Annotated in this window: 27 protein-coding genes; 8 read left to right on the top strand and 19 right to left on the bottom strand. The window is 69.6% G+C overall.

Annotated features, from left to right (window positions below; all coding sequences use genetic code 11):
• Nucleotide 1: 1 nt before the first annotated feature.
• The 6 genes from ACQP0P_RS28500 to ACQP0P_RS28475 form a co-directional block, all read right to left on the bottom strand.
• Nucleotides 2-907, bottom strand: coding sequence for an ABC transporter permease (locus ACQP0P_RS28500; RefSeq protein ID WP_433359938.1), 906 nt, complete (start codon nucleotides 905-907; stop codon nucleotides 2-4).
• Nucleotides 904-1,857: an ABC transporter permease gene (locus ACQP0P_RS28495; protein ID WP_433359935.1), complete on the bottom strand. Its 954-nt coding sequence runs from the start codon at nucleotides 1,855-1,857 to the stop codon at nucleotides 904-906. The genes ACQP0P_RS28500 and ACQP0P_RS28495 overlap by 4 nt, the downstream gene beginning before the upstream one ends.
• Nucleotides 1,858-1,889: 32 nt before the next feature.
• Nucleotides 1,890-3,512 (bottom strand): ABC transporter substrate-binding protein, encoded by a 1,623-nt coding sequence (locus ACQP0P_RS28490; protein WP_433382159.1) that lies wholly within the window; start codon nucleotides 3,510-3,512, stop codon nucleotides 1,890-1,892.
• 2 nt (nucleotides 3,513-3,514) lie between these two features.
• Nucleotides 3,515-4,717, bottom strand: a complete 1,203-nt coding sequence (locus ACQP0P_RS28485) for a dipeptidase (protein WP_433359932.1) — start codon at nucleotides 4,715-4,717, stop codon at nucleotides 3,515-3,517.
• Between the two features lie 456 nt (nucleotides 4,718-5,173).
• Nucleotides 5,174-5,461, bottom strand: a complete 288-nt coding sequence (locus tag ACQP0P_RS28480) for an HU family DNA-binding protein (RefSeq protein ID WP_030909250.1) — start codon at nucleotides 5,459-5,461, stop codon at nucleotides 5,174-5,176.
• Between the two features lie 338 nt (nucleotides 5,462-5,799).
• A complete protein-coding gene (locus tag ACQP0P_RS28475; RefSeq protein ID WP_350920360.1) occupies nucleotides 5,800-5,973 on the bottom strand; it encodes a hypothetical protein in 174 nt (57 codons plus the stop codon).
• Nucleotides 5,974-6,136: 163 nt separating this feature from the next.
• Between ACQP0P_RS28475 and mihF the strand changes: the two genes are divergently transcribed.
• A complete protein-coding gene (gene mihF, locus ACQP0P_RS28470; RefSeq protein WP_364226202.1) occupies nucleotides 6,137-6,445 on the top strand; it encodes an integration host factor, actinobacterial type in 309 nt (102 codons plus the stop codon).
• Between the two features lie 189 nt (nucleotides 6,446-6,634).
• Here mihF and aceA read toward each other — a convergent pair whose 3' ends face one another.
• Nucleotides 6,635-7,927: an isocitrate lyase gene (gene aceA, locus ACQP0P_RS28465; protein WP_433359927.1), complete on the bottom strand. Its 1,293-nt coding sequence runs from the start codon at nucleotides 7,925-7,927 to the stop codon at nucleotides 6,635-6,637.
• A 459-nt stretch (nucleotides 7,928-8,386) separates the two neighbouring features.
• Here aceA and ACQP0P_RS28460 point away from each other — a divergent pair, with 459 nt between their 5' ends.
• Nucleotides 8,387-9,856, top strand: a complete 1,470-nt coding sequence (locus ACQP0P_RS28460) for a helix-turn-helix domain-containing protein (RefSeq protein ID WP_433359925.1) — start codon at nucleotides 8,387-8,389, stop codon at nucleotides 9,854-9,856.
• Nucleotides 9,857-9,876: 20 nt separating this feature from the next.
• On the opposite strand, the gene ACQP0P_RS28455 is transcribed toward ACQP0P_RS28460, so the two are convergent.
• Entirely contained in the window at nucleotides 9,877-11,670 is a 1,794-nt protein-coding gene (locus tag ACQP0P_RS28455; protein WP_433359922.1) for a hypothetical protein, read from the bottom strand.
• Between the two features lie 131 nt (nucleotides 11,671-11,801).
• Here ACQP0P_RS28455 and ACQP0P_RS28450 point away from each other — a divergent pair, with 131 nt between their 5' ends.
• The 3 genes from ACQP0P_RS28450 to ACQP0P_RS28440 all read left to right on the top strand — a co-directional run bounded on the left by ACQP0P_RS28450 (nucleotide 11,802) and on the right by ACQP0P_RS28440 (nucleotide 13,917).
• Entirely contained in the window at nucleotides 11,802-12,752 is a 951-nt protein-coding gene (locus ACQP0P_RS28450; RefSeq protein WP_433359920.1) for a glucosyl-3-phosphoglycerate synthase, read from the top strand.
• A gap of 231 nt (nucleotides 12,753-12,983) precedes the next feature.
• Nucleotides 12,984-13,427, top strand: coding sequence for a hypothetical protein (locus ACQP0P_RS28445; RefSeq protein ID WP_433359917.1), 444 nt, complete (start codon nucleotides 12,984-12,986; stop codon nucleotides 13,425-13,427).
• On the top strand, nucleotides 13,387-13,917 hold the full coding sequence (locus ACQP0P_RS28440) for a helix-turn-helix transcriptional regulator (RefSeq protein ID WP_433359914.1): 531 nt from the start codon (nucleotides 13,387-13,389) through the stop codon (nucleotides 13,915-13,917). Before ACQP0P_RS28445 ends, ACQP0P_RS28440 begins: the two co-directional genes overlap by 41 nt.
• 83 nt (nucleotides 13,918-14,000) lie before the next feature.
• Here the strand turns inward: ACQP0P_RS28440 and ACQP0P_RS28435 are convergent, their stop codons facing one another.
• From ACQP0P_RS28435 to ACQP0P_RS28415, 5 genes are all read right to left on the bottom strand, one after another.
• On the bottom strand, nucleotides 14,001-14,138 hold the full coding sequence (locus ACQP0P_RS28435; protein ID WP_433359911.1) for a hypothetical protein: 138 nt from the start codon (nucleotides 14,136-14,138) through the stop codon (nucleotides 14,001-14,003).
• Entirely contained in the window at nucleotides 14,135-14,581 is a 447-nt protein-coding gene (locus tag ACQP0P_RS28430) for a hypothetical protein (protein ID WP_433359909.1), read from the bottom strand. The genes ACQP0P_RS28435 and ACQP0P_RS28430 overlap by 4 nt, the downstream gene beginning before the upstream one ends.
• A gap of 277 nt (nucleotides 14,582-14,858) precedes the next feature.
• Nucleotides 14,859-15,191: a hypothetical protein gene (locus tag ACQP0P_RS28425; RefSeq protein WP_433359906.1), complete on the bottom strand. Its 333-nt coding sequence runs from the start codon at nucleotides 15,189-15,191 to the stop codon at nucleotides 14,859-14,861.
• Between the two features lie 58 nt (nucleotides 15,192-15,249).
• Nucleotides 15,250-15,600, bottom strand: coding sequence for a hypothetical protein (locus ACQP0P_RS28420; RefSeq protein WP_433359904.1), 351 nt, complete (start codon nucleotides 15,598-15,600; stop codon nucleotides 15,250-15,252).
• The gene (locus ACQP0P_RS28415; protein ID WP_433359901.1) at nucleotides 15,597-16,511 is read right to left on the bottom strand and encodes a hypothetical protein; all 915 of its coding nucleotides are present in this window, start codon (nucleotides 16,509-16,511) and stop codon (nucleotides 15,597-15,599) included. Before ACQP0P_RS28415 ends, ACQP0P_RS28420 begins: the two co-directional genes overlap by 4 nt.
• A 289-nt stretch (nucleotides 16,512-16,800) precedes the next feature.
• Here ACQP0P_RS28415 and ACQP0P_RS28410 point away from each other — a divergent pair, with 289 nt between their 5' ends.
• Complete coding sequence (locus ACQP0P_RS28410; protein WP_355618450.1) at nucleotides 16,801-18,015, top strand: acyl-CoA dehydrogenase family protein; 1,215 nt, start codon at nucleotides 16,801-16,803, stop codon at nucleotides 18,013-18,015.
• A gap of 517 nt (nucleotides 18,016-18,532) precedes the next feature.
• On the opposite strand, the gene ACQP0P_RS28405 is transcribed toward ACQP0P_RS28410, so the two are convergent.
• A complete protein-coding gene (locus ACQP0P_RS28405) occupies nucleotides 18,533-19,219 on the bottom strand; it encodes a class I SAM-dependent methyltransferase (protein WP_433359898.1) in 687 nt (228 codons plus the stop codon).
• 294 nt (nucleotides 19,220-19,513) lie between these two features.
• Here ACQP0P_RS28405 and ACQP0P_RS28400 point away from each other — a divergent pair, with 294 nt between their 5' ends.
• Nucleotides 19,514-20,146 carry a GntR family transcriptional regulator gene (locus tag ACQP0P_RS28400; protein ID WP_433359895.1) on the top strand — a complete coding sequence of 211 codons (633 nt, stop codon included), beginning with the start codon at nucleotides 19,514-19,516 and terminating at the stop codon, nucleotides 20,144-20,146.
• A complete protein-coding gene (locus ACQP0P_RS28395; protein WP_433359892.1) occupies nucleotides 20,143-21,339 on the top strand; it encodes a CaiB/BaiF CoA transferase family protein in 1,197 nt (398 codons plus the stop codon). The genes ACQP0P_RS28400 and ACQP0P_RS28395 overlap by 4 nt, the downstream gene beginning before the upstream one ends.
• Here ACQP0P_RS28395 and ACQP0P_RS28390 read toward each other — a convergent pair.
• The 5 genes from ACQP0P_RS28390 to ACQP0P_RS28370 form a co-directional block, all read right to left on the bottom strand.
• On the bottom strand, nucleotides 21,332-21,688 hold the full coding sequence (locus tag ACQP0P_RS28390) for a hypothetical protein (RefSeq protein WP_433359889.1): 357 nt from the start codon (nucleotides 21,686-21,688) through the stop codon (nucleotides 21,332-21,334). The genes ACQP0P_RS28395 and ACQP0P_RS28390 overlap by 8 nt on opposite strands.
• A 3-nt stretch (nucleotides 21,689-21,691) precedes the next feature.
• Nucleotides 21,692-21,925, bottom strand: coding sequence for a hypothetical protein (locus ACQP0P_RS28385; RefSeq protein ID WP_433359886.1), 234 nt, complete (start codon nucleotides 21,923-21,925; stop codon nucleotides 21,692-21,694).
• A gap of 77 nt (nucleotides 21,926-22,002) precedes the next feature.
• Nucleotides 22,003-23,091 carry an LLM class F420-dependent oxidoreductase gene (locus ACQP0P_RS28380; protein ID WP_433359883.1) on the bottom strand — a complete coding sequence of 363 codons (1,089 nt, stop codon included), beginning with the start codon at nucleotides 23,089-23,091 and terminating at the stop codon, nucleotides 22,003-22,005.
• Nucleotide 23,092: 1 nt separating this feature from the next.
• Nucleotides 23,093-24,283 (bottom strand): flavin reductase, encoded by a 1,191-nt coding sequence (locus ACQP0P_RS28375; RefSeq protein WP_433359880.1) that lies wholly within the window; start codon nucleotides 24,281-24,283, stop codon nucleotides 23,093-23,095.
• Complete coding sequence (locus ACQP0P_RS28370; RefSeq protein ID WP_433359877.1) at nucleotides 24,280-24,606, bottom strand: hypothetical protein; 327 nt, start codon at nucleotides 24,604-24,606, stop codon at nucleotides 24,280-24,282. The genes ACQP0P_RS28375 and ACQP0P_RS28370 overlap by 4 nt, the downstream gene beginning before the upstream one ends.
• Between the last annotated feature and the right edge of the window lie 11 nt (nucleotides 24,607-24,617).

Below are 24,617 nucleotides of genomic sequence, written 5' to 3'. Positions count from 1 at the left end.
GTCACCGGTCCTTCAGCCGAGGGTCGCGTGAGTCGTTGAATCGCACACCGGCGATCGTCGCCGAGAGCACGAGCAGCAGGATCGCCAGTGACGGGAACAGCGTCTGCCACCACGCGGTGGAGATCACGCCACTGCGCTGGGCGTTGAGGATGATCCGTCCCCACGACCAGGAGTCGGGGTCGCCGAGCCCCAGGAAGCTCAATCCCGCTTCGGAGATCACCGCTCTGGCCGCGGTGAGCAGCACGCTCACCACGATCAGCGGCACCACGGCGGGCAGTACCTCACGGGTGACGATCCGCCAGCCTGTCGCGCCGAGCGCGCGGGCGCCGTCGATGTAGGGCATGGACACCACGACCAGGCCGTTCGATCGGATCAGCCGCGTGACCTCGGGCCAGGAGAACAGCCCGATGACGAACGTCAGCGTCGTGACGCTCGGGCCGACCAGCGCGGTCACCATGATCATGAGCGGCAGCAGGGGGAGCGACAGCATCAGGTCGGTCACCGTGGTGACCCAGGCGTCGGCCCGCCGGGAGTAGGCGCCGAGCAGGCCGAGGGCCGTGCCGATGACGATCGCGATCGCCGACGCCGCGATCGCCACCGTCAGGCTGACCCGGGTTCCCCACACCACCTGGGCGAACACGTCCTGGCCGAGATCGTCGGTGCCGAACCAGTGCGCGACCGACGGCGACCGCAGGATTTCGGAGCCGAGCCCGCCCGGCCGGTCCACGAAGAGCGGGCCGAGCAGGCCGGTCACCAGGAACACCAGCAGCATCGCGATCGACAGCGCGCCGCTGGGCTTGGCCAGGAATCGCCGGAGGCTCTTCATCGCCGACGGCGGGGTGCTCGCCGCCGGCTCGTCCAGCGCGACGGCACCGGCGGGCCGCACGTCGGGAGGCGTCGCGTTCATGCGCGAATCCTCGGGTTGAGCAGCATGCTGACCACGTCGGTGATCAGGTTCGCGACGACCACGGTGATCGCGAGCATGATGAACGCTCCCTGCAGCAGCGGATAGTCGAGTTGGCCGACGGCCTCGTAGATCAGCCGTCCGACGCCGGGGTAGGCGAACACGGTCTCGGTGAGCACCGCTCCGCCGACCAGGGTGCCGAGCTGAAGACCCATCAGCGTCAGCGCCGGGAGGAACGCGTTGCGCAACGCGTGCCGCCACAGGGTGCGCTGCGGCGACAGGCCACGGCCGCGGGCGCTCTTGATGTAGTCCTCACCGAGGACTTCGAGCATGTTGGTGCGCAGCGTGAGCGCGTACGGCCCGAGTTGCACGACCACGAGGCTCAGCAGGGGCAGCGCGAGATGGTGGAACAGGCTGACGTACGCGTCGATGCCCCGGGTGTCGGGGTCGATCGCGCCGCCGATCGGGAACCAGCCGAGCCACGAGCCCGCGACCACGAGCAGCAGGATCCCGATGCTCGGGACGAACAGCGCGTGCCCGGTGATCCCGAACATCTGGACGATCCGGTCGACGCGCTTGCCGCGATGGGCGGCGGCGTACACCCCGAGCGGGATGCCGAGCACGATGGTCAGCACGAACGCCGAACCGGCCAGGAGCGCCGTCCACGGCAACCGCGACACGATGATGTCGGTGACCGGCTGGAGCTGCCTGAACGACGTGCCGAGGTTGCCCTGCACCAACTCGGTCAGATACAGCCAGTACTGCATGAGCATGGGCTTGTCCAGCCCGTACTGCTCCCGCAGCGCCTGCTGCATCTCGGGGGTCATGTCCCCTTCGACGACCAGAAGGGTGGGATCACCCGGCAGCAGTCGAAGCAGGAAAAACGTCACGGTGACCGCGATCCAGATGGTCAGGATCGCACGCATCGCCCTTCTGGCGATGAATCCAGCCATGGGGTGACCCCACCTCCTCTCCGTTCCTCGTCTCAGCCGGCGGGCCGGACCTGCGACAGCGAGTAGCCGGTCACCATGCCGAGCAGATCGCTGGGCGAGGGCTGGAAGCCGGTGAACTTGCCGGCGTTGTAGGCGAACTGGATCTTCTCGACATAGAGCGGCGTCAGCAGCGCCTGCTCGTGCACGTAGCCGTCAAGCTCCTTGATCTTCCCCACGAACTTGTCGCGGTCGGTCGTGACGGCGGCCTCGTTGATGAGCTTGTCGAGCTTGGGGTCCTTGACCAGGTTGTAGTTGATGCCGCCCGGGTTGCTCGACAGGTAGGTGCTGCGGAGCTGGTCCATCGGGTTGTCGAAGACGGCCCACTGCGAGACGTCGATGTCGTAGTCACCGCTCTTGGTCCTGCTGAGGAACGTGTTCCGCTCGACGCACGAGGCGACGAGTTCGATGCCGGCCTTGGCCGCGTCCTCCCGGACCACCTGGGCGACCCGGGTCAGGTTCGGGTTGCTCTGGTCGCAGACCATCTCCAAGGACAGGCCGTCGAGCTTCCCGTCGCCGTTCTTGTCTGTGTATCCGTCCTCTTCGAGGAGCTTGCGCGCGGCGGCCGGGTCGAACGGGTACGGCTGGAGCTCGGTGTTGTCGTACTCCCCGAAGATCGGTGAAATCGGGCCGGTCGTCGGTGTGCCCTCACCCTGCAGCACCGTCGAAATGATCGACTTGGTGTCGACGACCATCGACAGCGCCTGCCGGACCTTCGGGCGGGCCAGATGCTCGTTGGTGACGTTGTAGGTGATGTGGGCGAAGCCCAGCGAGCCGACCTCCTGCAGCTTGATCTTCTCGTCGCCCTTGAACGAGGCGACGGCCGAGGCGGGCACCGGCGTGCCCATCAGGTCGATGTCGCCGTTGCGCAGTGCGAGCTGCATGGTGTTGACGTCCGGGTACAGCCGGTACTCGACGGTGTCGACGGCCGCGCCGCCCGCGGGCGCGTAGGGGTACTTGTCGTTGCGCGTCATCACGTAGCGCTGACCGGGCGTGGCGCTCTTCAGGATGTACGCGCCCGCGCCGACCCAGTCGGAGTTGTTGGCGAACTTGGTGATGTCGCCGGCCTTTTCGAAGATGTGCTTGGGGACGACGGACATCCAGAAGCCCACGCCTTCGGCGAACGGCGCGTAGGGCTGGCTGAGCTTGAAGACCACCGTGGTGGCGTCGGGCGTCTCGATGCCCTCGACCCAGGTGAGCTTCGCGGCCACGTTCCCCAGCTTGTTCTTCATGATTGTTTCGGCCGAGTACTTCACGTCGGCCGACGTCACCGGGGTGCCGTCACTCCACACGAAGTCGTCGCGCAGGGTGAAGACGACCGACTTGCCGCCGTCTTCGTGGGTGTACTCGCTGGCGAGCTCGGGGACCTTCTTGGCGTTCCCGTCGATCCGCAGCAGGTGCGGGTACATCGCGTTGAGAATCCAGTTGTCGGTCTTGCTCAGCGACTGCAGCGGGTTGAAGTTCGCGACGTCGGTGGTGGTGCCGATGCGCAGCGTGGTGGAGCTGTCGCCGCCGGCCGGCTTCGAGGCCTCCTGGCTCTCGTTGAGGCCGCACGACGTGAGCGCCAGCGCGGTCACGACGGCCGTGACGGCGCCGGACAGGCGTCCGAGGGTACGCATGTTCACCAGACTTCCTTGAGTACGCGCAGGATGTTCCCGCCGATGACCTTGCTGATGTCGTCGTCGCCGTAGCCGTGCTTGACGAGCCAGCCGACGATGTTGGTGAAGTTCTCCGCCGGGTTCTCCATACCGGCCACGTACGGCACCCGCGGGTGCTCGACATGTCCGTGGGCCTGGCCGATCGAGAGGTGACCGGTGAAGGAGTCGTGCAGCCCCACGTGGTCGCCGAAGTTGGTGTCGGGGCCGAAGGCGACGTGGTCGATGCCCACCAGGTCCACGCAGTAGGTGAAGTGGTCCATCACCGACTCCAGGGAGTGTTCGCGGTGCCTCTCCGACAGCGTGGTGTGCGGGGCCGCCTCCAGGCCGATGACGCCGCCGCGTTCGGCGCACGCCTTGATGACCTCGTCGGGCTTCATCCGGTTGGTCGGCCAGATCGCGCGGGCCCCGGCGTGGGTGATGAAGACCGGTACGGTCGAGTGCTCGATGACCTCCAGGCTGGTGCGGTCGCCCGAGTGCGAGATGTCGATGGCCATGCCGAGCCTGTTCATCCGCTCCACCGCGCGGCGGCCGAAGTTGGTCAGCCCGGCGTCGGCGCGCTCGGCCAGCCCGGAGCCGAGCTGGTTGGCCTGTGAGTAGGCGATGCCGATCTGGCGGACGCCGAAGCCGTACAGGATGTCCAGGCGATCGAGCTCGTTCTCGATCATCGTCGCCGCTTCCAGCCCGGCGACCAGCGCGAGCTGCCCGCTCGCCTTGGCCTTCTCGATCTCCGCGACCGTGCGGGCCAGGACGACGAAGTCCTGCTTGGCGATGTCCGCGAAGCGCAGGCCGAGGTCGTAGATGACGTCGTCCCACTTCCAGCCGTGCTCGCTGGTGACGCAGTTGGTGCCGTTCATGAAGTTGTCGAAGAGCGCGGTCATGCCCGACCGCGACAGGCCCTCGTACCCGAGCACGTTGCGCCCTGTCCGGTTGTAGTCGCGCAGTTGCGTGACGTCCGCGGTCAGGACCTTGGGGTGCTCGTGCAGCGAGATGGCCATGTGCTCGGTCAGGAGGCGGCTGACTCGCACGGACTGCTCAGCCGACAGGCCCAGGTCGTACGCGGGAACACGGTCGAGTTCGGGGGCGAGGTCGAAGACCTTGAAGTCGGTATGCGGCTCCAGATAGTCGAACGACCGGTATCCCCGATAGCGATGGTTGGGGGGCTGCATGGGAGCGCCTCCTAAAGGTTTGACCTTAAACGTCTGAGGTGCAACCTTCCATAGGAGACCTCTGGGCTACAAGAAGCCGGATGTGACATTCGGGTTACGGCGGCCAGGTGTGCGGCGCGGGTCCCGGGGGTGTCCGGTGGCGAAACACGGGGCGGGGACGGAGTTTTTCGCGCGGTCGCCGGGTTGGCGGAGATCTGTGGGTATGAGCGGAATCACACTTGGTGGATCGCGCGACATCTCATACGGTGATCATATAATCACAGATCGTGACATGTGGGATCGTGTCGGGCTCGCGAGAACCCCTCGTCCAAGGGGGAGGGGCGGCCGCTCAAGCTCAGGCTCTCGCTCCAGGCCCGGCGTTCGCCGCCGGGCACCGGATCGGCCGGGTACGGGCGAAGACGGTCGAGTGCGCGTTCCGGGGAGCTTGCCGGGTCCGCTCGGCGAGCCGGGAGGGTGTCAGTCCTTCTTGCGCTGGCGGATCAGGCCCATGAACCCCGGGCTGGGCTTGAACTTCGCCGTCCAGGTCTCCGCGATCTCCAATGGCTCGCCGGTCTGTGGGTTGCGCCCGGTCCGTGCGGGTTTGTGGACGATCTCGAAGGATCCGAATCCGGGGATCGCCACCTTGTCCTCGGCCGCCACCGCGGTCTGGATCGTCCCCAGGATCGCATCGAGAGCCGCGGCCGTCTGCCGTCGGGTGAGCCCTGCCTCGGCGGCGGCCTTCTCGATCAGCTCGCGCTTGTTCATCACATCTCCTTGAGCGTGGAGACCCCGGCCTCAAGCCGTGGAAAGGAGGTCAAGGAGAAAGCTAACGCCATCCCCACCCGATGGTCGCCGGTGGGACGGGGCCCGCCCGGTTCGTGGGACGGGCGCCCGCCCCCGTTCAGCGGTCGGGCTGGGCGGCCAGCCGTTCCGCCTCGGTGTGCAGTGCCTCGACGAGGATGAGCTCCAGGCGGAGATCTTCGTCAACGAGGCCGACCAGAACATCCATCGAGCCTCCCTGACCAGTCTGACGCCCCAGTGGGCGCAGAAGTTGACAGCCGTACCGAATTGGACTCGGTCGTGGTCCAACCCTGAGTGTTCGCCTACGCGGGGACGAGCTCCGCCAGATCGACGTGCTCTCCGACCTCGCGGATGTTCATGCAGTACGCCACGAGAACCCGCCGCCCGTCGATCCGGCGGGTGACCAGCAGACAGGGGCCGTCGTGAACCACGATGGCCTCAACCTCTATGCCCTGAGGGCTTCGCCAGATACCCATGAGCCCGAGGCTACGGAGGGCCGGGTAAGGGCGGGGTAACCAAACGGGCATATCGTGATGCACAGTACGGGTCCTGTGGATCTATCCGTAGGCTCTCCGATGATTAACCCAGTCGCTTTGGGTAACAGGACGCTGGAATTACCGTCATCAGGGAGAAAACACCATGGCTTTGCCCAAGCTCACCCCCGAACAGCGTCAGGCCGCCCTGGTCAAGGCCGCCGAGACCCGCACGGCCCGCGCCAAGCTTCTCGCCGAGGTCAAGAACGGCGCCCTCAGCCTGGAGCAGCTGCTTGGCCGCGAGGACGACATCGCCAAGCGCATCAAGGTCTCTCAGGCTCTCCGGGCGCTGCCCGGCGTCGGGACGGTCAAGGCCGCGCAGCTGATGGCGCAGGCCGATGTGGACGAGGCGCGCCGGCTGGGGGGTCTCGGCGCCCAGCAGCGCCGCAAGCTCATCGAGGCCGTCGGCCGCTGAGGCGCCGCCCGCCCCCGCGGCCGCGCTTGGAGCGCGCCGCGGCGCGCGGGACGGGTACGGGAAGGCCCCGCCGTACGGATCAGGGGGAGATCCGCACGGCGGGGCCTCGGTCGACGACCTGGTCATCGCGCTCGCCCGGGGAACCGTTCCATGCCCCGGAAGTCGTCTGGGCGAGCCCGGTCCGGAGAGTCAGTGAGCCTCTGCGAACTGCTCCTCCTCCGTCGACCCCTTCAGGGCCGTGGTGGAGGAGTCCGGCGCGATGGCCGTGCTGACCAGGTCGAAGTATCCGGTGCCGACCTCGCGCTGGTGGCGGGTGGCGGTGTAGCCGCGTGCCTCGGCGGCGAACTCGGCCTCCTGGAGCTGGACGTAGGAGGTCATGCCGTCCTCGGCGTAGCCCCTGGCGAGGTCGAACATCGAGTGGTTCAGCGAGTGGAAGCCCGCCAGCGTGATGAACTGGAACTTGTAGCCCATGTGGCCGAGCTCGCGCTGGAACTTGGCGATGGTGGAGTCGTCCAGGTGCTTCTTCCAGTTGAACGAGGGCGAGCAGTTGTAGGACAGCATCTGGTCGGGGTATTCGGCCTTGATGGCCTCGGCGAACTCGCGGGCCACGTCCAGGTCCGGGGTGGAGGTCTCCATCCAGAGCAGGTCGGAGTGGGGCGCGTAGGCCAGGCCGCGGGCGATGCAGGCGTCCACGCCGTTGCGGACCCGGTAGAAGCCCTCCGCGGTGCGGTCGCCGGTGGTGAACGCCTGGTCACGGGGGTCGACGTCGGTGGTCAGGAGCGTCGCGGCCTGGGCGTCGGTCCGCGCGATGACCAGGGTCGGCACACCCAGCACGTCCGCGGCCAGGCGGGCGGCGCTGAGGGTCTTGATGTGCTGGCCGGTGGGGATGAGCACCTTGCCGCCCAGGTGGCCGCACTTCTTCTCCGAGGCGAGCTGGTCCTCCCAGTGCACGCCTGCGGCACCCGCGGCGATCATGCCCTTCATCAGCTCGAAGGCGTTCAGCACGCCGCCGAAGCCGGCCTCCGCGTCGGCCACGATCGGCGCCAGCCAGTGCGGCGCGTCCTGGTCGCCCTCCGACCAGGTGATCTGGTCGGCGCGGAGCAGCGCGTTGTTGATCCGGCGAACCACGGCCGGAACCGAGTTGGCCGGGTAGAGGCTCTGGTCGGGGTAGGTCTGCGCGCCGAGGTTGGCGTCGGCGGCGACCTGCCAGCCTGACAGGTAGATCGCCCTCAGGCCGGCCTTGACCTGCTGCACGGCCTGGTTGCCGGTCAGTGCGCCAAGGGCGTGCACGTAGTCCCCGGTGTTCAGCAGGTCCCACAGCCGCTCGGCGCCGAGCCGGGCGAGAGTGTGCTCCTCCTGGACGGACCCCCTGAGTCGAACCACGTCCTCGGCCGTGTACGTCCGCTCGGTGCCCTTCCAGCGAGGGTTGGTCTCCCACTCGCGCCGCAGCTCGTCTGCGGCTCCCTTGAGGCGATCACTCATGGTGTAACTCCTTTTCGTCCCCTGGGTGCCTTACCTCGAGTGTGTGCCTCGACAAAACGGGCGAACAAGGCCGATTCCAACGAAAGAATGAAGATTCTTCCCCTGTCGTCAATACTCATCGGTATTCAGATGGGAAGAACTTCATAGTTTTCGCTATGGACTAGACCAATTCCGGTAGCGCGCTTTGCGGCTTGCCGGTCATGGGTCGTCGGAGGCCATCGCCCGGGGATTTCGCCCCGCGGTCACCGCCACACCGTCGCCACCGCCACCGCCACCGCCACCGCCACCGCCACCGCCGGCACCGCGGTGCCACTCTCCGCGGTGCCCTGGAGGTCGCGGCACCCCGCCCCCTCCGTCCCGCAGGGCCGGCCGGAATTTCCGGCGCGGGTGTGGTGGCGTTCTCCCGGGTGGCGTGCGTGGCTGTGAAATTTCCTAGGAAATTTCGTTTAGCATCGTGCTATGGCATCTTTGGTGGGTGAAGAACCGCTTTCCTTGACACAGGAGCTCGATCTCATCGCGTTCGGCCAGCGTCTCCGGCACCTGCGCAAGCAGCGTGGCCTCACCCTGTCCGACCTGGGGGAACGTGTGAACCGCGCGCCCAGCCAGCTCTCCCTGCTGGAGAACGGCAAGCGCGAGCCGAAGTTGTCGCTGCTGAAGTCCCTGGCCGCCGCGCTCGGCGTGCCGATCGAGGAACTACTGCGCAGGCAGGCCCCCAACCGGCGGGCGCAGCTGGAGATGGCCCTGGAGGAGGCGCAGCGCGACCCCCTGTACGCCGGGCTCGGCCTGGCCAGGCTGAAGGTCTCCGCGCGCGTCCCCAACGACGTGCTCGAACACATCCTCGGCCTCTACGGGGAGTTGCGCTCACGCCAGGCCAAGGGCACCGCCACCCCCGAGGAGGCCCGTGCGGCGAACGCCGAGCTCCGCCGCAAGCAGCGTGAGCAGGGCAACTACTTCGCGGAGATCGAGCGGGCCGCCGCCGAGGCGCTCGCCGCGGTCGGCTACCGTTCCGGAGCGCTGTCGCAGAGCACGGTGCAGGCGCTGGTCGGCCACTTCGGCTACACCGTGCAGACGGTCCAGGACCTGCCGCGCACCGTGCGCTCCATCTCCGACCTGCGCAACCGGCGCATCTACGTCAAGCACGAGCAGGTCGGCATGCACACCCCCCGCACGATCCTGCTGCAGACCCTCGGCCACCTCTCCCTCGGGCACCACAAGCCCCGCGACTTCGCGGACTTCCTGCGCCAGCGGACCGAGGCCAACTACTTCGCCGCCGCGGTCCTGGTGCCCGAGGCGGCCGCCGTGCCGTACCTGAGGGAGGCCAAGAAGGACCGGGCGCTGAGCGTGGAGGACCTGCGCGACGTGTTCGCCGTCTCCTACGAGATGGCCGCGCACCGCTTCACCAACCTGGCCACCCACTTCCTCGACCTGAGCTGCCACTTCGTCCGCAACAACGCCGGCGGGATCATCTACAAGGCCTACGAGAACGACGGCATCGTCTTCCCCGCCGACGAGCAGGGGGCGATCGAGGGCCAGCGCATGTGCCTGCAGTGGTCCGGGCGCCAGGTCTTCCTGTCGCCCGACCGCTTCTCCGTCTACTACCAGTACTCGGACTCGCCCACCGGCACCTACTTCTGCGTCGCCCACGTCGACCCGTCGCGCGAGCGTGACTTCGCCATCACCCTCGGTGTCCCCTACCGGGAGTCGCGCTGGTTTCGCGGGCGCGAGACCACCAGTCGCACCAAGTCCGACTGCCCCACCGGCGACTGCTGTCGCCGCCCGCCCGCCGAGCTGACCCAGCGCTGGGAGGGATACGCCTGGCCCTCGGCCCGGGGCAACTCCCACATCCTGGCCGCGCTGCCGCCCGGATCCTTCCCCGGCGTCGACGAGGCCGACGTCTACACCTTCCTGGAGCGCCACGCCGTCCGCTGAGCACGCGATCCGGGTACGGGTCACTTCGAGGGCGGGGGCGTCCGGCGCAGCGTCAGGGACGGGTGGCCGTGGAACCGGTAGGCGCCCGCGCCGTCGGGGGCCTGCCCGCGCATGGACCGCAGCACCTCGGCCGGAGGCTCACCGGTGAAGCAGCGCCGGTAGAACTCCCGGGCCAGGCCCCCGCCGACCGGCCAGAGCGGTTCGACGACCCCGCTCGCGCCCGCGAGCAGGAACGCCTGGGCGTCCCCCGGTTCCTCCAGGAAGACGAACGGGGCGCCGGCCAGGTCACGGCCCAGCGCCTCGGCCACGGATCCGCCGGCTGTGAGGTGGACGATGTCCGGCCCCTGGCCGAGCACGCCCAGGACGTCGCCGAGCGCGGAGGAGACCTGCGTGGCGCCGTACTCGGTCACCAGCGGGTGCGCCTGCGCCTCGTCGTACACCACCGCGACGTGATCCGCCCGCGCGCTCACCGGGGGCGGCAGCTCGGGGCGCCGGCCACCGAGGGGCCAGCGGCCGGTCACCGTCTGGCAGTTCAGATAGCGGGGGAGCGACGGATCGTAGGGATGCTCCAGCACGGCCAGCTCCCAGGGCACGTGCGGCTCCTGGGAGAGGATCAGCACGCTCGGGCGGCGCGGTGCCACCCGGCCGGCCACCGCGTTCAGAAGTTCCCAGAAACCCCGGGGCACGCGCGAGCCGACCTTCCGTCCCAGTTCCTCGGAGAGGCGGCCCTGCCCGGTCAGTTGCCGGCCGAACTCCGAGGCTCGCATGCCGAGGTCGCAGAGCTCGGCCCGGTCGGGGGTGACGAAGTGCGGCGACCGGTAGGTCCACCACAGCCGTCCCGGCTCGTCACCGTGGACGATGGCCACCGTGACGTCCGCCGGCTCGCCCACGAGGGCCGGACGGATCCGGGTGCCGGAGACCGGCTCGGGCGGCTCCTCCCGGCCGAGCCTGCCGGGCGAGCCGTGCAGCGTGATCGAGCGCAGGCCGAACCCGACCACCTGGCTGCGCACCGAACAGATCGCCTGGATCTGCCGGGCGACCTCGGGCTCCCGCTGCGCGAGGGCGACAAGGTCGACCACCGCGCGGGGGTAGGGCGACGCCGCGTCGACGCGCAGCCGTACCTGCCACCCGCCCGGTGCGTCGAAGCCCTCGGCGATGAGCTGGATGTCCAGCTCGACCGGCTCGCGCGGTGCCGCGACGCCGTCCTGCCCCTGGGCCGGGGCGACGCCGATCGACACCTCCGTGCCCCAGCCCGAGACCGACTCGGTGGGCGCCTCGATCAGCGGGATCCCCTCCCACTCGGACTCGGGCGCCGGGGCGGGCGCATCCCCGCGCCGCCTGCGAAAGGCCCCGGTCAGCCGGTCGAGCATCGAGGAACCCCGGCCCCCGGCGGGCGGCGTCGGCGGTGCCTGCGGTGACGGCGCCTGCGGTGACGGCGCCTGCGGTGCGGCGGGGCCCGCCTGGTCGGGGCGCATCCAGTCGACGCTCATGGCGCCGGTGGGGGGCAGGTTGTCGTATCCGCCGTCGTACGCGGCCCCGGAATCCTGCGGGCCCGGGTCGGCGAGCATGGGGACCACCTGCTCGGCGGCGAGGCCGTGGTCCAGGTTCAGCAGCGCGGAGAGCCGGTTCCAGGCCGGGCCGTACTGGGCGATCAGCATGATGATCGCGTCGGCCAGTCGCCCCGGAGGCCGGCTGCCGGCCTCGGCCAGCAGCGGATCCAGCCGGTCGCGAAGTTCCGCGGAGGCACCACCCATCAAGCTGTCGAGTTCGTCGCGGACGGCGCGTGCCGCCCGCAGCACGGCTACCGGGTCCATGCCTTCCCTCCTCGTACCGGACTGGACTGATCTTCCCACCTGCGCGGTGAGGACGGGAGCCGGTACTTGTGCGGAATCAGCGCCACATAAGGTGATACCCGTAAGTACCGAGGTGATGGGAAGGGTGGGCTGTGCTGCCTGAGGTCGAGGCATGGCTACGCGAGCGCACCTCATCCTCGGGCGACTGGTCGCTGCCGGAGCTGCTGAGAGCCAAGGGTGAGACGACGATCAGCGTCGTGTTGCCCGCGCGCGATGAGGAGGAGACGGTCGGGGAGATCGTCACCGCGATCCGCCACGACCTGATGGAGGCCGTGCCGCTCGTCGACGAACTCGTGGTCATCGACTCCCGCTCCGTCGACGACACCGCGGTACGCGCCGCGCGCGCGGGGGCGACGGTGATCGCGCAGGACGAGGTCCTGCCCGACCTCAAACCGCTGGACGGCAAGGGCGAGGCGCTCTGGAAGTCCCTCGCCGCGACCTCCGGCGACCTGCTCGTGTTCATCGACGCCGACCTGCGCGAGTTCCGCACCTCCTTCGTGACCGGGCTGCTCGGCCCGCTGCTCGCCGACGAGGCGGTGGTCTACGTCAAGGGCTGCTACGACCGGCCCCTGCAGAACGTGCAGAGCGGTGGCGGCCGGGTCACCGAGCTCGTCGCGCGCCCCCTGCTCAACCTGCACTGGCCGCTGCTGGCCGGATTCGTGCAACCTCTCGCCGGGGAGTACGCCGGGCGCAGGTCCGTGCTGGAGAGCGTGCCCTTCGTCACCGGTTACGGTGTGGAGCTCGGCCTGTTGATCGACCTGCTCGACCTCGCCGGGCTCGACGCCCTGGCCCAGGTGGACCTGGGCCGCCGGGTCCACTCCCACCAGTCGACGGAGGCGCTCGGCGGGATGGCCGCCCAGATCCTGCAGACCTCCTGGTCGCGCCTGGAGCGCCAGAACATGATGGTCTCCCTGCACAGCCCCTCTCCCCGCCTGGCCCAGTTCCGCCGGGGCGAGAGCGGTCACCAGGTGAGCGTCCGGGACGTCGCCGTCGCCGAACGCCCGCCGATGATCACTGTTCCCGGCTACCGCTCCGCTCGCTGACGCTCTTTGTCGCGGCATAGGCCGTGTCTCGTTGGCGAAGTGTCCAGGTTGGGCAGGTTGCTGCATCAATTCGGTGGCATCCAGCGCCGCAGGATCTTGTACCGATTCCGGCCCCCTTTGCGTGATGCATATCACCAGGCCAAAGCGGTAGCCAGTCAAGATCGCCTGAGAGTGTACGCGCTATGCAAGGGCCTTCGAGTCAATGTGCACGGTGAGCTTGTCCAGGAACCGATGGAAGCCGGGGTCGAATCTGCCGTCAGCGAAGGCGTTGACGCCGTCGGTCTCGGCCAGCGGATGGTGCGTACGTTTCTGACCAACTGTGACACCGTGGGCGGAGGTGTGTTCGTCGCATTGCTGCGTAGCGTTACCGGCCACGAGCAGGCCGGCCGCGGGCTGCACGACTTCATGATCAAGCACATCGTGGTACGGGTGTTGCGTTCGGTTGAGGTGGATCAGCCGGAGTTTCGGGCGACGCTGGTGGCCGCGCAAATGGCCGGGCTGGGCGTGATCCGTTACGTCACCCGGTATGAACCGATGGTGTCGGCTGAGATCGACAAGATCGCAGCGCTACCTCACCGGCGACATCGCCTGAGCTTCGGGCAGGCAGAAGGAGGCAGCCGCACTCCTGGAGCGGGTGCTGGACCAGATGGGCTTCACCCCCGGCCCCCGGCTTGAGCAACTCGCGGCCCGGGCGCGTGGCCTGCTCGCCGACCCCGCCGACGCCGAGGTCCACTTCGTCGCCGGGTTGTCGGACCCAGCGGGGGTTCGCTGGCCTTTCGAGCGGGCCCGGTTCCAGCTCGACTACGGGGAGTGGTTACGGCGGCAGCGGCGGATCAACGACGCCAAGCCGTTCTTCGTGGCGGCGCTCGACACCCTCGTCCTGCTGGGCGCGGCTCCTTGGGTACGGCGGGCCGAGGGCGAACTACGTGCGTGCGGTGTCAGCGTCCACACCCCGTCCGCCGCGCCCGGGGTTCTCGCCCGGCTCACCGCCCAGCAGCGTGAGATCGTCACCCTCGCCGCCCGCGGCCTGACCAACGCGGAGATCGCCGACCGCCTGTTCCTGTCGCCCCGCACGGTCACCGCCCACCTCTACCGCTCCTTTCCGAAGCTCGGCATCTCCAACCGCAACCAACTCCGTGACCTGATCGACGACTCCCCGCCCTAACGACATCATCCGCGGCCCACCCCCGCCTGACCACTCCGGGCCCCGGGACGCGACGTCCGCTAGGCACATCCGGCCGGATGCGCCTAGCGGACGTCGGCCTCCGCCGCCAGCGCCTTGACGTCGTATCGCCGGCCAGGCGGCGGGTCGCCGGAGAGCAGCCGGTCCATGGCGGCACGGATCCACGCCTCGGTGATCCGGCGCTGTGCGTCGCTGAGCCTCATCCGTGGGAGCCTTCTGAGGAGTCGATCTGGGCCAGGACCTTGAGCGTCCGCTCGTGCTCGGGACGCAGCCGCTTCTTCTCGCCCGCAGGCACGCGGGGATTGCCGAGGAAGGCCTCGAAGGTTGTGGCGCGCTCTTGCCAGACCGGCTGGTGGCAGGGGTGATGGGTGGCCTGCGGGCAGCGGCTGGAGTCACAGTGCCCGGCCAAGGGTGTGGTGCGTTCGGCCGTGCCGGCCATGCGCAGGCAGAGGGCTTGGGCGGGATCGCGGAACCAGCAGTAGTCGGCTGCCCCGAGGTGGAGGGTGCCTGCCGTGGTCCGCAGCATGTTCTCGATGCGCCGCTCGGTGTCCAGGATGACCGGCGCGGCTTGGCCAGCCTCCTTCAGTGTGGTGTCGATGTGGTCGAAGGCGTCGATGAGATGCCGGGCGCCGGGCCCGGAGGGCATGATGCCGTATGGTGCGGGGCTCTCAGAGCGAGCAGGTGCTCTCGGACCAGGATCTGCCACCGCCGATTGCGGATGATCGTGAAGTCCCAGCGCTTCTCGGCCCGGGCCATGGACGCCGGGGCGTCGGCCAGCCCGTCCAGGAGCCAGATCTTCTCCTCGAATCGAGGCCGGAGGCTGCCCGGCCGCAGCGTCAGACCCGCCGTCTCACACACGTCGACGCCGGCGAAAACCGACTGACCGGGAGCCGGTGGAGTTCCCTTCGCGATCGCCTGGCTCTTCACCGGGTGCTCTCCTCAGGGCGCAGCGGGATCTCCTGGTCGTCGTCGGCTACCTCGGCGGCGGCCTCCAGCAGCGTGTGCTCGCCGAAGCGGGGCAGGATCTCCGCGTCCAGGTGGTCGGCGTACGGGCCGAACACCCGCATGAACTGATCGGAGGGCATCTGCCGGAACTGGCGTCGGAAGAACGCCCGCAGCCGCAGCAGATTGGGCGCGTCACGCGGCAGGAACACCGCCAGCGGGCACATCAGGCAGACCCACGGCCTGGCCGGGCAGGGCTGACCGGCCGGTCCGTGCGGGCTCGCGAGCTGGTCGGCGCACGCCGCGGTGAACACATCACGTTCCCGGCCACCGGTTCGGTGACCGTGGCGTCGTCGAGCCCGAGGGAGGCGATCAGGTCCGGGAATCGCTGGACCAGCTCGACGGTCTGCTCGCTCGTGAGCACGGCCGGCGGCAGGGACTTACGCAGGAGATCGCTCTGCCCCTGCTCGATGAGTGTCGCGACCGCGTCGACCTGGGCGGGGTCGTGGCCACCAGATAGTGGTCGTCTTCCACAGCCGCGCTGTGGTTGGGGTCGATCGTCGTGCGCCCGGTCCAGCCCCGCCGCGCCAGCATGTTCGCATGCGTCGGCCGGAATCGGCCCTTGTGCAGGCGCAGCGGCGATCCGCCATCGGCGAGGATTCCGCCCGTGCGCTCGGCCCAGATCGCCAGGCTTCCGGTGTGCTTGTCGAGCTTCATGATCATCGGGGGGGGGGTGATCGGCCGGGGCCGTAGGTGTAGATCCACAACTGTGAACGCAGCGGCTCCGGCGCGAAGCGGCGCAGCGGGGCCGAGGAGGCGAGCCAGCGTTCCAGCAGGCGGACGGCGCGCCGGGGAAGGTGAAGCCCTTCGGGGCCGGTCCTGCCCTTGATGTAGCTGAGCAGGATGTCGCTGTCGCCGGCCCACACGATGTCGTCCAGCCCGAGCGAGGAGATCCCGTCGGGGACGATCCCGGTGTAGGCCGCGAACAGCACCTTGTAGGCGTTGGCCACCTCCCGGGTGGGGAACAATGCCCCTCTCATCTGGCCGAGCAGGTCGGCCGAACGCGCGGCCCTGGCGACGGCCGCCTGGTAGCGCAGCCCCAGACGGTCGCAGAGCTCGCGGTGACCCAGCGGGCCGGCGGCCACCAGCACACGCGCGATGTCCCTGGCCGTGAAGCGGGCGCGGATGCGCCTGGACGCCCGGGCGAACACGGTCGCCCGGTCGACGAACGGCGCCCCGCGGGACTGCAGGGCGAGCAGGCTCGATCCGCCGCCGGGCTCCACCAGCCGAAGGCGCTCCCGCACTGTCGGCACCCGCCAAGACCGGCGTCGTCCGTTGATGGTCGCGCCCTCCCAGTCGGGGCGTTCGACCAGTAGCGGCTCGCCGGTGGCGGGCCACCAGGTCGACCCGATGGCAGCGACCGCCCGCTCCATCGCCATGTAGTCGTGCACTTTGACCAGCGCGTCGTAGCTGATCCAGGTAGTGCGCTGCTTGCCGCCTTTGCCGAGGCTGTGGGAGACCAGGAACGGCACCGGGACCTCCGTCCGGCGGCTGGGCAGGGGCGGGATCTCGTGCACCAGGAGGTGACCGAACTCCTTGCGGCGCAGCCCGCTGGCCAGCACGAGTTCACCCATCGCGGCATTGCGTCCGAGCTGCCGTCCCCGATAGGAGTCATCCGGCCGCCCGTCAGGCCGTAGCCCGGGCGGCGTACGGAGCCCGCGATGCCGGGGAGCGCGTGGCCCGACGGCATTCCCGCACGGCGGTGGACGGAACCCGCGGCGGCGGTGAACGAGACCTCCGGGAGCGGGGCCGCTCGCCGGTCGGTGCCGGGGAAGGGGCGCTCCTCCGGTTGCGCGGAGCGGTCCGTCCGCCGGTAAAGTTTGGGTGTTACCGTTGGTAACGCACCCTGAGGAGGCGTGGATGATGAGCGAGAGCGGCTTCTGCCCGGAGCTGAGTGACGACGTGCGCGAGGTGCGGGACTGGGTGCACGACTTCGCCCGCTCGGTGGTCCGCCCGGCCGGTGCCGAATGGGACGAGCGCGAGGAGACCCCCTGGCCGATCATCCAGGAGGCCGCCAAGATCGGGCTCTACTCCCTCGACTTCTTCGCCCAGCAGTGGTTCGAGCCGAGCGGGCTCGGCCTGACCGTGGCCTTCGAGGAGCTCTTCTGGGGGGATGCGGGCATCGGCCTGTCCATCGTCGGCACCGGCCTGGCCGCCGCGGCCCTCTCGGCCAGTGGCACCCCCGAGCAGCTGGGCGAGTGGCTCCCGCAGATGTTCGGCACCCCCTCGGAGGTCAGGCTCGGAGCGTTCTGCGCCTCCGAGCCCGAGGCCGGCTCCGATGTGGGCGCCATCCGCACCCGCGCCGTCCCCTCGGGCGACGACTGGATCCTCAACGGTGTGAAGACCTGGGCCACCAACGGCGGCATCGCCGACGTCCACGTCGTCGTCGCCTCCGTCGATCCGTCCCTGGGCACCCGAGGCCAGGCGTCCTTCGTCGTCCCGGCCGGCACCCCCGGCCTGTCGATGGGCCAGAAGTTCAGGAAACACGGCATCCGTGCCTCCCACACCGCCGAGGTCGTCCTCGACAACGTGCGTGTGCCGGGCTCCTGCCTGCTCGGCGGCAGGGAGAAGCTCGACGCCAGGCTCGCCCGCGTCCGCTCCGGCGAGCGGGCCGGAGAGCAGGGCGCGATGCGCACCTTCGAGACCACCCGCCCCTCGGTGGCGGCCATGGCCGTCGGCATCGCCCGCGCCGGATACGAGTACGCCCGCGACTACGCCCGCGAGCGCGAGCAGTTCGGCCGCAGGATCGGCGAGAACCAGGCCGTCGCCTTCCTACTGGCCGACATGGCCACCCGCGTCGACATCGCCCGCCTGATGACCTGGCGTGCCGCCTGGATGGCCCGCAACAACCGCACCTTCGGCCAGGCCGAGGGCTCCATGTCCAAGCTGGTCGCCGGCGAGACCGCGGTCTGGGTCACCGACCAGGCCATCCAGATCCTCGGCGGGGCCGGCTACACCCGCGACCACCCGGTCGAGCGCTTCCACCGCGACGCCAAGATCTACACCATCTTCGAGGGGACGTCGGAGATCCAGCGCCTGATCATCGGCCGTGCCGTCACCGGCCTGCCCGTTCGCTGAAAACATGCCGTCGAGGGTTCTCCCGTCCGCCGCTGATGGACCGCAGGCGCCACCTGTCCACGCGCCGGTGGTCGCCGCCGTGTTCGGGGGCGCGGTGTCCAGGTCATCGGGATGCGGCGTGCTGTGCGGCGCGGTAGCCGAAGACGGTGGCGGGGGCGATGGTCGAGCCGGGGCGGGGTAGGTGCGGCCCATGACCGAGGCGGTGGTGTTGTCGTGGTGATCGTGTCGCGGTGAATCGCGGCGGCCGAGCCTGCCCGCCGAACGGGTGTGGACACTGCTCCGCCACGGGATCGAGCCCTGACCGGGATCACCCGGCCGAGCCGGTCGGCGCCGAGCGCCTGACCGGCTCGGCCGGGTGAGCACCGCACGACTCGCGGACGGGCCGGGGCGGAGGTGAGCTGGGGTCTCTCCCCTGACAGGCTCGCGACGACCGCTCCGGCGAGGTGGCGGCCTGGTGCCCGGTGTCACCGGTGGGTCGATGCCGGCTCTGCTTCGATCGTTCGGAAAGGGGCGGGCGTCACCGGGGTGTGGCGCGTACCCACCCGCGGTCGTCGTTCAGGAATCCGGAGATGGTCAGGCCCACCTGGTTGAGTTCGTGCTCCAGTTGGTGGTCGGGGAGGCGGCGGCTGACGAAGGTCTGGGTCCAGCGCCGCTCGCCGATGGTGTACTCCATGGTGGCGTCGAGCAGGTCGGGGGCGGGGCGGCTGACCCGCGTCATGCGGACGGTGCGACCGGGGCCGGCGTCGCGTTCGAACGGCTGGACGGTGTCGTACCACTCGGGGGGCTGGCGCTGCAGGATGACGCAGCCGTCGGCGGAGACGTGTGCGGCGCAGGTGCGCAGGAACGCGGCGCGCAGGTCGTCGTCGGCGGTTTCGATGACGAACGACATCAGCAGCACGAGGTCGAAGGTTCTGGGCAGGGCCAGGGTCTGGATGGGGGAGCACACAGTCTCGGTGCCGCGGATGTGGGTGAGCATCTCGGGTGACTCGTCGACCGCGACGACCTCGTGCCCGAGTTCCAGCAGGCGGTGAGTGATCCGGCCCACGCCCGCACCGAGTTCGAGGATGCTGGCCCCGGCCGGGATCGAGTCGTGGATGAGTTCGGGTTCGCCCCTGGGGGTGAGGGTGGTGTAGTAGTCGACCGAGCAGCCGTCCGGGGTGATCGAGCCGGGGCCTGTGCCGTGGTAGATCCGTCGTGGAGTCATGATCTCCATTCTGTGCGGCGGCGCGCCGGGATGCGCGCGGGCGGAGCAAACGGGGTGACGGCCTTCGGGTGATGGTCGCTCCCGGGCACCGGCCGGGCCGTCCGTCGTCGACGACATCACCTGGCGAAGCTCATCCGACGGCGGGGAGCGCGGAGACGATCTCCGGTTCGGCCCGCAGGGGAAGCCGTTGAAGATTCCTGCTTACCGCACCCACTCACCGCTAGTTGTATACAAAAACTTGTCATTTTTCGCTCTGAGTGCCATTGTGGAGAAAAATTTGATAAGGGTGTATACATGTCGACAATCGATAGCCTACGTGGCCTGATCCTCAGCGGTCACTACGAGCCGGGTGACCACCTCGGTGAGGTCGAGCTGGCCGAGGCGCTGGGCGTCAGCCGGACTCCGGTTCGCGACGCGCTGCGGCGGCTGCAGGCCGAGGGGCTGGTCGAGATCACGGCCAACAAGGGCGCCAGAGTCGTGGTGTATCCCCGTGCCGATCTGGAGACGATCTTCGAGCTGCGTGCCAGGATCGAAGGGCTGGCCGTCCGGCAGGCGGTGGCCGTCGCGACGGAGCAGGACATCGCGCGGCTGCACGAGCTGGCGACGACCCTCGCCGAGCACGCCGGCCGCCGTGACGTTGAGGCGGTCTACCGCCTCAACGCCGACTTCCATCAGGAACTGGTCAGGCTCGGCGGCAGTCAGGTGCTCGCCCAGTCGATCAGCTCGCTGGTCCACTCGCCGGTGTTGCTGCGTACCTACGGAGCCTTCGACGAAGAGGCCATGCGCCGCAGCGTCAACCATCACATCGAGATCGTGGCGGCCGTGCGCGCCGGAGACCCCGAATGGGCGGAGGCCGTGATGCGCGCCCACCTGTTCTCCGCCCGCGCGTCCCTGCTCGGTCCCCGCCGTCAGGAGAACAACAGGTGAGAGGCCTTCCGCTCGGAGACATCCGAGTCGTCGAGCTCGGCCAGCTGCTCGCCGGGCCGTTCTGCGGCCAGCTGCTCGGTGACTTCGGCGCTGAGGTCATCAAGGTGGAGGACCCCGGCCGGGGCGACCCCATGCGCCAGTGGGGCAGGGAGAAGCCGTACGGCCAGTCGCTCTGGTGGCCGGTCGTGGCCCGCAACAAGAAGTCGGTCACCTGCGACCTGCGCACCCCCGAGGGGCAGGACCTGGTCATCAGGCTGGTGGAGCGGGCGGACGTGCTGCTGGAGAACTTCCGGCCCGGCACGCTGGAGCGCTGGGGCATGTCCCCGGCCCGGTTGCACGAGATCAACCCCCGCCTGGTCATCACCCGGGTGACCGGGTTCGGCCAGAGCGGCCCCTACGCCCCCCGAGCCGGATACGGCTCGATCGGCGAGGCCATGGGCGGCATCCGCCACGTCACCGGCGACCCCGACCGGCCGCCGGCGCGCGCCGGCATCTCGCTGGGCGACTCCCTGGCCGCCACCCACGCCTGTGTCGGCACGCTCGTCGCGCTGCACGAGCGCGAGCGCAGCGGCAGGGGCCAGGTCGTCGACTCGGCGATCTACGAGGCGGTGCTCGCCATGATGGAGTCGATGCTGCCCGAATGGCAGCAGGCCGGCTACCGGCGCGAGCGCACCGGCACCGTGCTGCCCAACGTCTCGCCCAGCAACGTCTACCCGACCAAGGACGGCGACACCATCCTCATCGCCGCCAACCAGGACAGCGTCTTCACCCGCCTGGCGACCCTGATGGGCAGGTCCGAGCTGGCCGCCGACGAGCGTTACGCCACGCACGGCGCGCGCGGTGCGAACATGGCCGAGCTTGACGAGATCATCGCCGCCTGGACCGCGGGGATCCCCGCGGATGAGCTGCTTTCGTCGCTGCACGAGGGCGGTGTCCCCGCCGGGCGGGTCTACACGGCCAAGGACATGTTCGCCGATCCGCACTTCGCCGCCCGCGAGGCCATCGTCCGCGTCCCGCACCCGGACTTCGGCGAGCTGGCCATGCAGAACGTGGTCCCCAAGCTCTCCGACACCCCCGGAAGCGTGCGCAGCGCCGGGCCCGCGCTCGGGCAGCACAACGAAGAGGTCTACCGCGGGCTCCTCGGCCTGACGCAGGCGGAGTTCACCGGCCTGTCGGCTGCCGGAGTCATCTGACACAGCGGGAGCCCTCCATGTCCTGGCGCCCGGGGAACCTCTCGCGCGCCAGGACATGGAGGGTGCCCGTCATCCCCGGAGCCGCGCGTGACCAGGGACCACAACGAGGTGTACGGGCGTTCCCTGCCGTTCGGGGAGCGTCCGCGCGGTCCTCGGCGAAGGACTCGGTTATGTGCGCGACCGTCGTCAGTCTCGCCCGCCGGGCGGCCTCCACGGTCGGGGCCGCGCTCTCCGGAGCCGGCGGACCGGCGCCCGCACGCGCGGAGGTGGCGTGCTCCTCCGCCGAGACGGCCAGCTCGACCACCCCGGCACCCGCGCGGACGGCGGAGTGGACCTGGGCGGGTTCCACGATTCACGCGGAGGCCGCGACCGGGTCGAGGTTCGCGGCGGGGAGCGGCTCGCCGTACGGGTCGAACAGCCGGACCCTGGTACCCGCGGTGCGCAGCGCGCGGGAGATCCTGGCCGGCCGCGCCTCCTCGTAACCGCGGGTGCGCAGGATCGACAGCAGGCCGGTGTCGGCGACGGCGACCTCGTCAGAAAGCGGGTCGGCGAGCGGGTTGAGCCGCACCCGGTTGGCGTGGTGCACGATCGCCGTCGAGAGTCAGAGCACCCACTGCTCCACCACGCTCAGCACGTCGGTCCTCGGCTCGATCGAGGTACTCGTCATCGCTGCTCTACTTCCGTTGAGTGGTCGCGCGGCCGCGATGGTGGTGGCCCCGTGATGTCGCGGAGTTCCTCCATGGCGGCGAGCCGCTCGGCGTGCGTGGCTCCAAGCAGTTGCACCTTAACTGTGGTGACGCCTGCTTCTCGCAGCGCGGCGACCCGTTCGGCGACGATCGAGCGTGGCCCGATGAGCGAGGTGGCGCGTACGAGGTCGTCGGGCACGGCGGCGGCCGCCTCATCCTTTTTCCCGTCCAGGTAGAGATCCTGGATGGCGATGGCGGCCGCCTCGTAGCCGTAGCGGCGGGCGAGGTCGTTGTAGAAGTTGCGCCCGGGGGCGCCCATGCCGCCGATGTAGAGGGCGAGTTGGGGACGGACGGTGTCGAGCACCGGTACGGGGTTCTCGGTGAAGGCGAGCGGGACCCCGACGGCGATGTCGAGCTCACCGAGTGCGGGGTCGCGCCTGGCCCGTCCTTCGGCCAGCGCGTCGCCCCAGGCGGCCGAGGCTTTCTCGGGGTGAAAGAAGATCGGTTCCCAACCCTCGGCGATCTCGGCGGCGAGTGCCACGTTGCGCGGCCCGATGGCCGCGATGCTGATCGGGATACACTCCCGGACCGGATGATCGATGATCTTGAGCGGCTTGCCAAGCCCGGTGCCCTGGTCGGGCGGCGCCGGGATGTGGTAGTACGTGCCGGTGTACTGGATCTTCTCCCGGCGCCAGACCTGCCGGCAGATCTCGACCAGTTCCCGGGTGCGCCCGAGCGGGGCGTCGTAGCGCACCCCGTGGAAGCCCTCGACGACCTGCGGGTTGGAGGCGCCGATGCCGAGGGTGAAGCGGCCGTCGGAGACGTGGTCCAGTCCGGCGGCGGTCATCGCCGTCAGGGTCGGCGTCCGGGAGTAGATCTGCATGATCCCGGAGGTGATCTCCAAACGCTCGGTGCGTGCGGCGAGGTAACCCAGCTGCGACACCGCGTCGAAGGAGTACGCCTCGGCCACGCTGACCATGTCCAGGCCGGCCTTCTCGAAATCCACGAGCCGGTTGACGGCTTCCTTGAAGGGGCCGCCGTAACCCAACTGCATCGCGATGCGCATCTCAGGTCGCTTTCCGTGTCTCGATGACGGTGCTGACGGCTCGGGCTGCGGCGCGCAGGCGCGTGGTGTACGACTCGATCTGCTCGGTGCTCAGTGGGGAGGGCAGCCCCCACAGCGTCAGCAGCAGGATGACCCCACCGTCGGCGCCGATGACCGGTGCGCTGATCAACCGCACCGGGTGGTCGGCGCCAGGAGGAAGGTCGGAGGGTTCGAATCGGTTGGCGGCCGAAGCCGCCAACCGCCGGATCCGGGTGAGGTGCTCGGGGGAGTGGTCGGCCGTGGAGTAGCGGTCGAGCGCGTGTTCGAGTTCGGCGTGGTCGTCGGCGGCGATGCTCAGTGACCAGCCGCGCTCGCGCACCCGTTCCACCATCGCGCGGTAGGCGGTGCGCTGTTCGTCGCTCACCTCGGCGCCGGCTCGGGCGAGCCACACCTGCGTCTCCGGGCTCTCCGTCTCGTCACTCCCGGCCAGGAACAGTGTGCCGAGCGGTGGCAGGAACGGTGAGCGCTGCCCGACACGGGTGCGCGGAAGATCCCGGGCCGGTGCGCCCGCCCCGGCCACGACGACGAGCTCGTCGGCGACCGCCGCCACAGCCACGCACTCGGCGTGGACCTCCGCAGCGACCCGCTCCATCTCACCACGGGCCAGATCGGCGTTACGTAGATGTTCGATCAGGTCTGGCTCCGGTACTGTCACCAGTGAGGAGGGGGAGAACCTGCCGTATCCCCCCTGGAAGAACACCAACGGCAGGCCGGCGTCGGTGGCGTCTAGGTCGCGGACGCGGCCCATCACGAGGTGGTGATCGCCTGCGTCGGTGATGCTCTCGAAGTCGCAGTCGATCCACGCCGTGACCCCCCGGAGCAGGGGAGCCCCCGACGGCGCGGGGGACCAGGCCACCCCGGCGAACTTGTCGTCGCCCCGGGTGGCGAAGGCCCGGCAGACCTCCTCCTGGTCGGCGGCCAGGACGTTGACGCAGAACGAGGACGCGGTGCGGATCCTCGGGAAGCTGGACGAGCTCTTGTCGGGCAGGAACGCCACCAGTGGCGGATCGAGCGACACCGAGGTGAATGTGCCGACCGCCATGCCCACGGGGCGGCCATCGGAGTCGATGGCAGTGATGACCGTGACACCGGTGGGGTAGTTGCCGAGGACTTGGCGGAAACGTCGGGGATCGATCGCCAGGGAATTGCTCACGGCTCCTCCCGGACGATGTGCGCGGCGACGAGCGTTCCGCTGCCGTTCAGCCATCCCCTGCCACGGGCGTGGTCCAGCATCGCGTTGAACCGGTCGTCCCAGTCCGTGACGCGCACACCGGCCCGAGCCCGGGCGTGCAGCGCCGTCACGTCCAGCCACACGCGCCCCGGCTCGCCGGGCAGGCCCAGTTCGTCGCTCCGCAGCACTTCGCCGATCACCGTGTCGTCGAGCCCGTCCGCGCTCACATGCAGGCGGGTGCAGTCGTCGGCTTCCTCGACGCTGACCCGCGCTGCCGGGTCAGCGTTTGTGATCAACACGAACATCGCAGTCTCCC

This window comes from Streptosporangium sp. CA-115845 (assembly GCF_050943795.1).
GTDB lineage: Bacteria > Actinomycetota > Actinomycetes > Streptosporangiales > Streptosporangiaceae > Streptosporangium.
Note: the sequence above shows the minus strand (reverse complement) of the source record. Positions and strands in the feature narration are given on the sequence as shown.

Excerpts from the sequence above, each read along its gene's own strand:
- aceA (WP_433359927.1), bottom strand. The coding sequence starts at position 7,927 with ATGAGTGATCGCCTCAAGGGAGCCGCAGACGAGCTGCGGCGCGAGTGG.
- ACQP0P_RS28410 (WP_355618450.1), top strand. The coding sequence starts at position 16,801 with ATGAGCGAGAGCGGCTTCTGCCCGGAGCTGAGTGACGACGTGCGCGAG.
- ACQP0P_RS28415 (WP_433359901.1), bottom strand. The coding sequence starts at position 16,511 with ATGGGTGAACTCGTGCTGGCCAGCGGGCTGCGCCGCAAGGAGTTCGGT.
- ACQP0P_RS28490 (WP_433382159.1), bottom strand. The coding sequence starts at position 3,512 with ATGCGTACCCTCGGACGCCTGTCCGGCGCCGTCACGGCCGTCGTGACC.
- ACQP0P_RS28495 (WP_433359935.1), bottom strand. The coding sequence starts at position 1,857 with ATGGCTGGATTCATCGCCAGAAGGGCGATGCGTGCGATCCTGACCATC.
- ACQP0P_RS28430 (WP_433359909.1), bottom strand. The coding sequence starts at position 14,581 with ATGCCCTCCGGGCCCGGCGCCCGGCATCTCATCGACGCCTTCGACCAC.
- ACQP0P_RS28480 (WP_030909250.1), bottom strand. The coding sequence starts at position 5,461 with ATGAACAAGCGCGAGCTGATCGAGAAGGCCGCCGCCGAGGCAGGGCTC.
- ACQP0P_RS28370 (WP_433359877.1), bottom strand. The coding sequence starts at position 24,606 with ATGTTCGTGTTGATCACAAACGCTGACCCGGCAGCGCGGGTCAGCGTC.
- ACQP0P_RS28485 (WP_433359932.1), bottom strand. The coding sequence starts at position 4,717 with ATGCAGCCCCCCAACCATCGCTATCGGGGATACCGGTCGTTCGACTAT.
- ACQP0P_RS28400 (WP_433359895.1), top strand. The coding sequence starts at position 19,514 with ATGTCGACAATCGATAGCCTACGTGGCCTGATCCTCAGCGGTCACTAC.
- mihF (WP_364226202.1), top strand. The coding sequence starts at position 6,137 with ATGGCTTTGCCCAAGCTCACCCCCGAACAGCGTCAGGCCGCCCTGGTC.
- ACQP0P_RS28420 (WP_433359904.1), bottom strand. The coding sequence starts at position 15,600 with ATGATCATGAAGCTCGACAAGCACACCGGAAGCCTGGCGATCTGGGCC.
- ACQP0P_RS28460 (WP_433359925.1), top strand. The coding sequence starts at position 8,387 with ATGGCATCTTTGGTGGGTGAAGAACCGCTTTCCTTGACACAGGAGCTC.
- ACQP0P_RS28405 (WP_433359898.1), bottom strand. The coding sequence starts at position 19,219 with ATGACTCCACGACGGATCTACCACGGCACAGGCCCCGGCTCGATCACC.
- ACQP0P_RS28500 (WP_433359938.1), bottom strand. The coding sequence starts at position 907 with ATGAACGCGACGCCTCCCGACGTGCGGCCCGCCGGTGCCGTCGCGCTG.
- ACQP0P_RS28380 (WP_433359883.1), bottom strand. The coding sequence starts at position 23,091 with ATGCGCATCGCGATGCAGTTGGGTTACGGCGGCCCCTTCAAGGAAGCC.
- ACQP0P_RS28445 (WP_433359917.1), top strand. The coding sequence starts at position 12,984 with ATGGAAGCCGGGGTCGAATCTGCCGTCAGCGAAGGCGTTGACGCCGTC.
- ACQP0P_RS28435 (WP_433359911.1), bottom strand. The coding sequence starts at position 14,138 with ATGAGGCTCAGCGACGCACAGCGCCGGATCACCGAGGCGTGGATCCGT.
- ACQP0P_RS28475 (WP_350920360.1), bottom strand. The coding sequence starts at position 5,973 with ATGGGTATCTGGCGAAGCCCTCAGGGCATAGAGGTTGAGGCCATCGTG.
- ACQP0P_RS28455 (WP_433359922.1), bottom strand. The coding sequence starts at position 11,670 with ATGGACCCGGTAGCCGTGCTGCGGGCGGCACGCGCCGTCCGCGACGAA.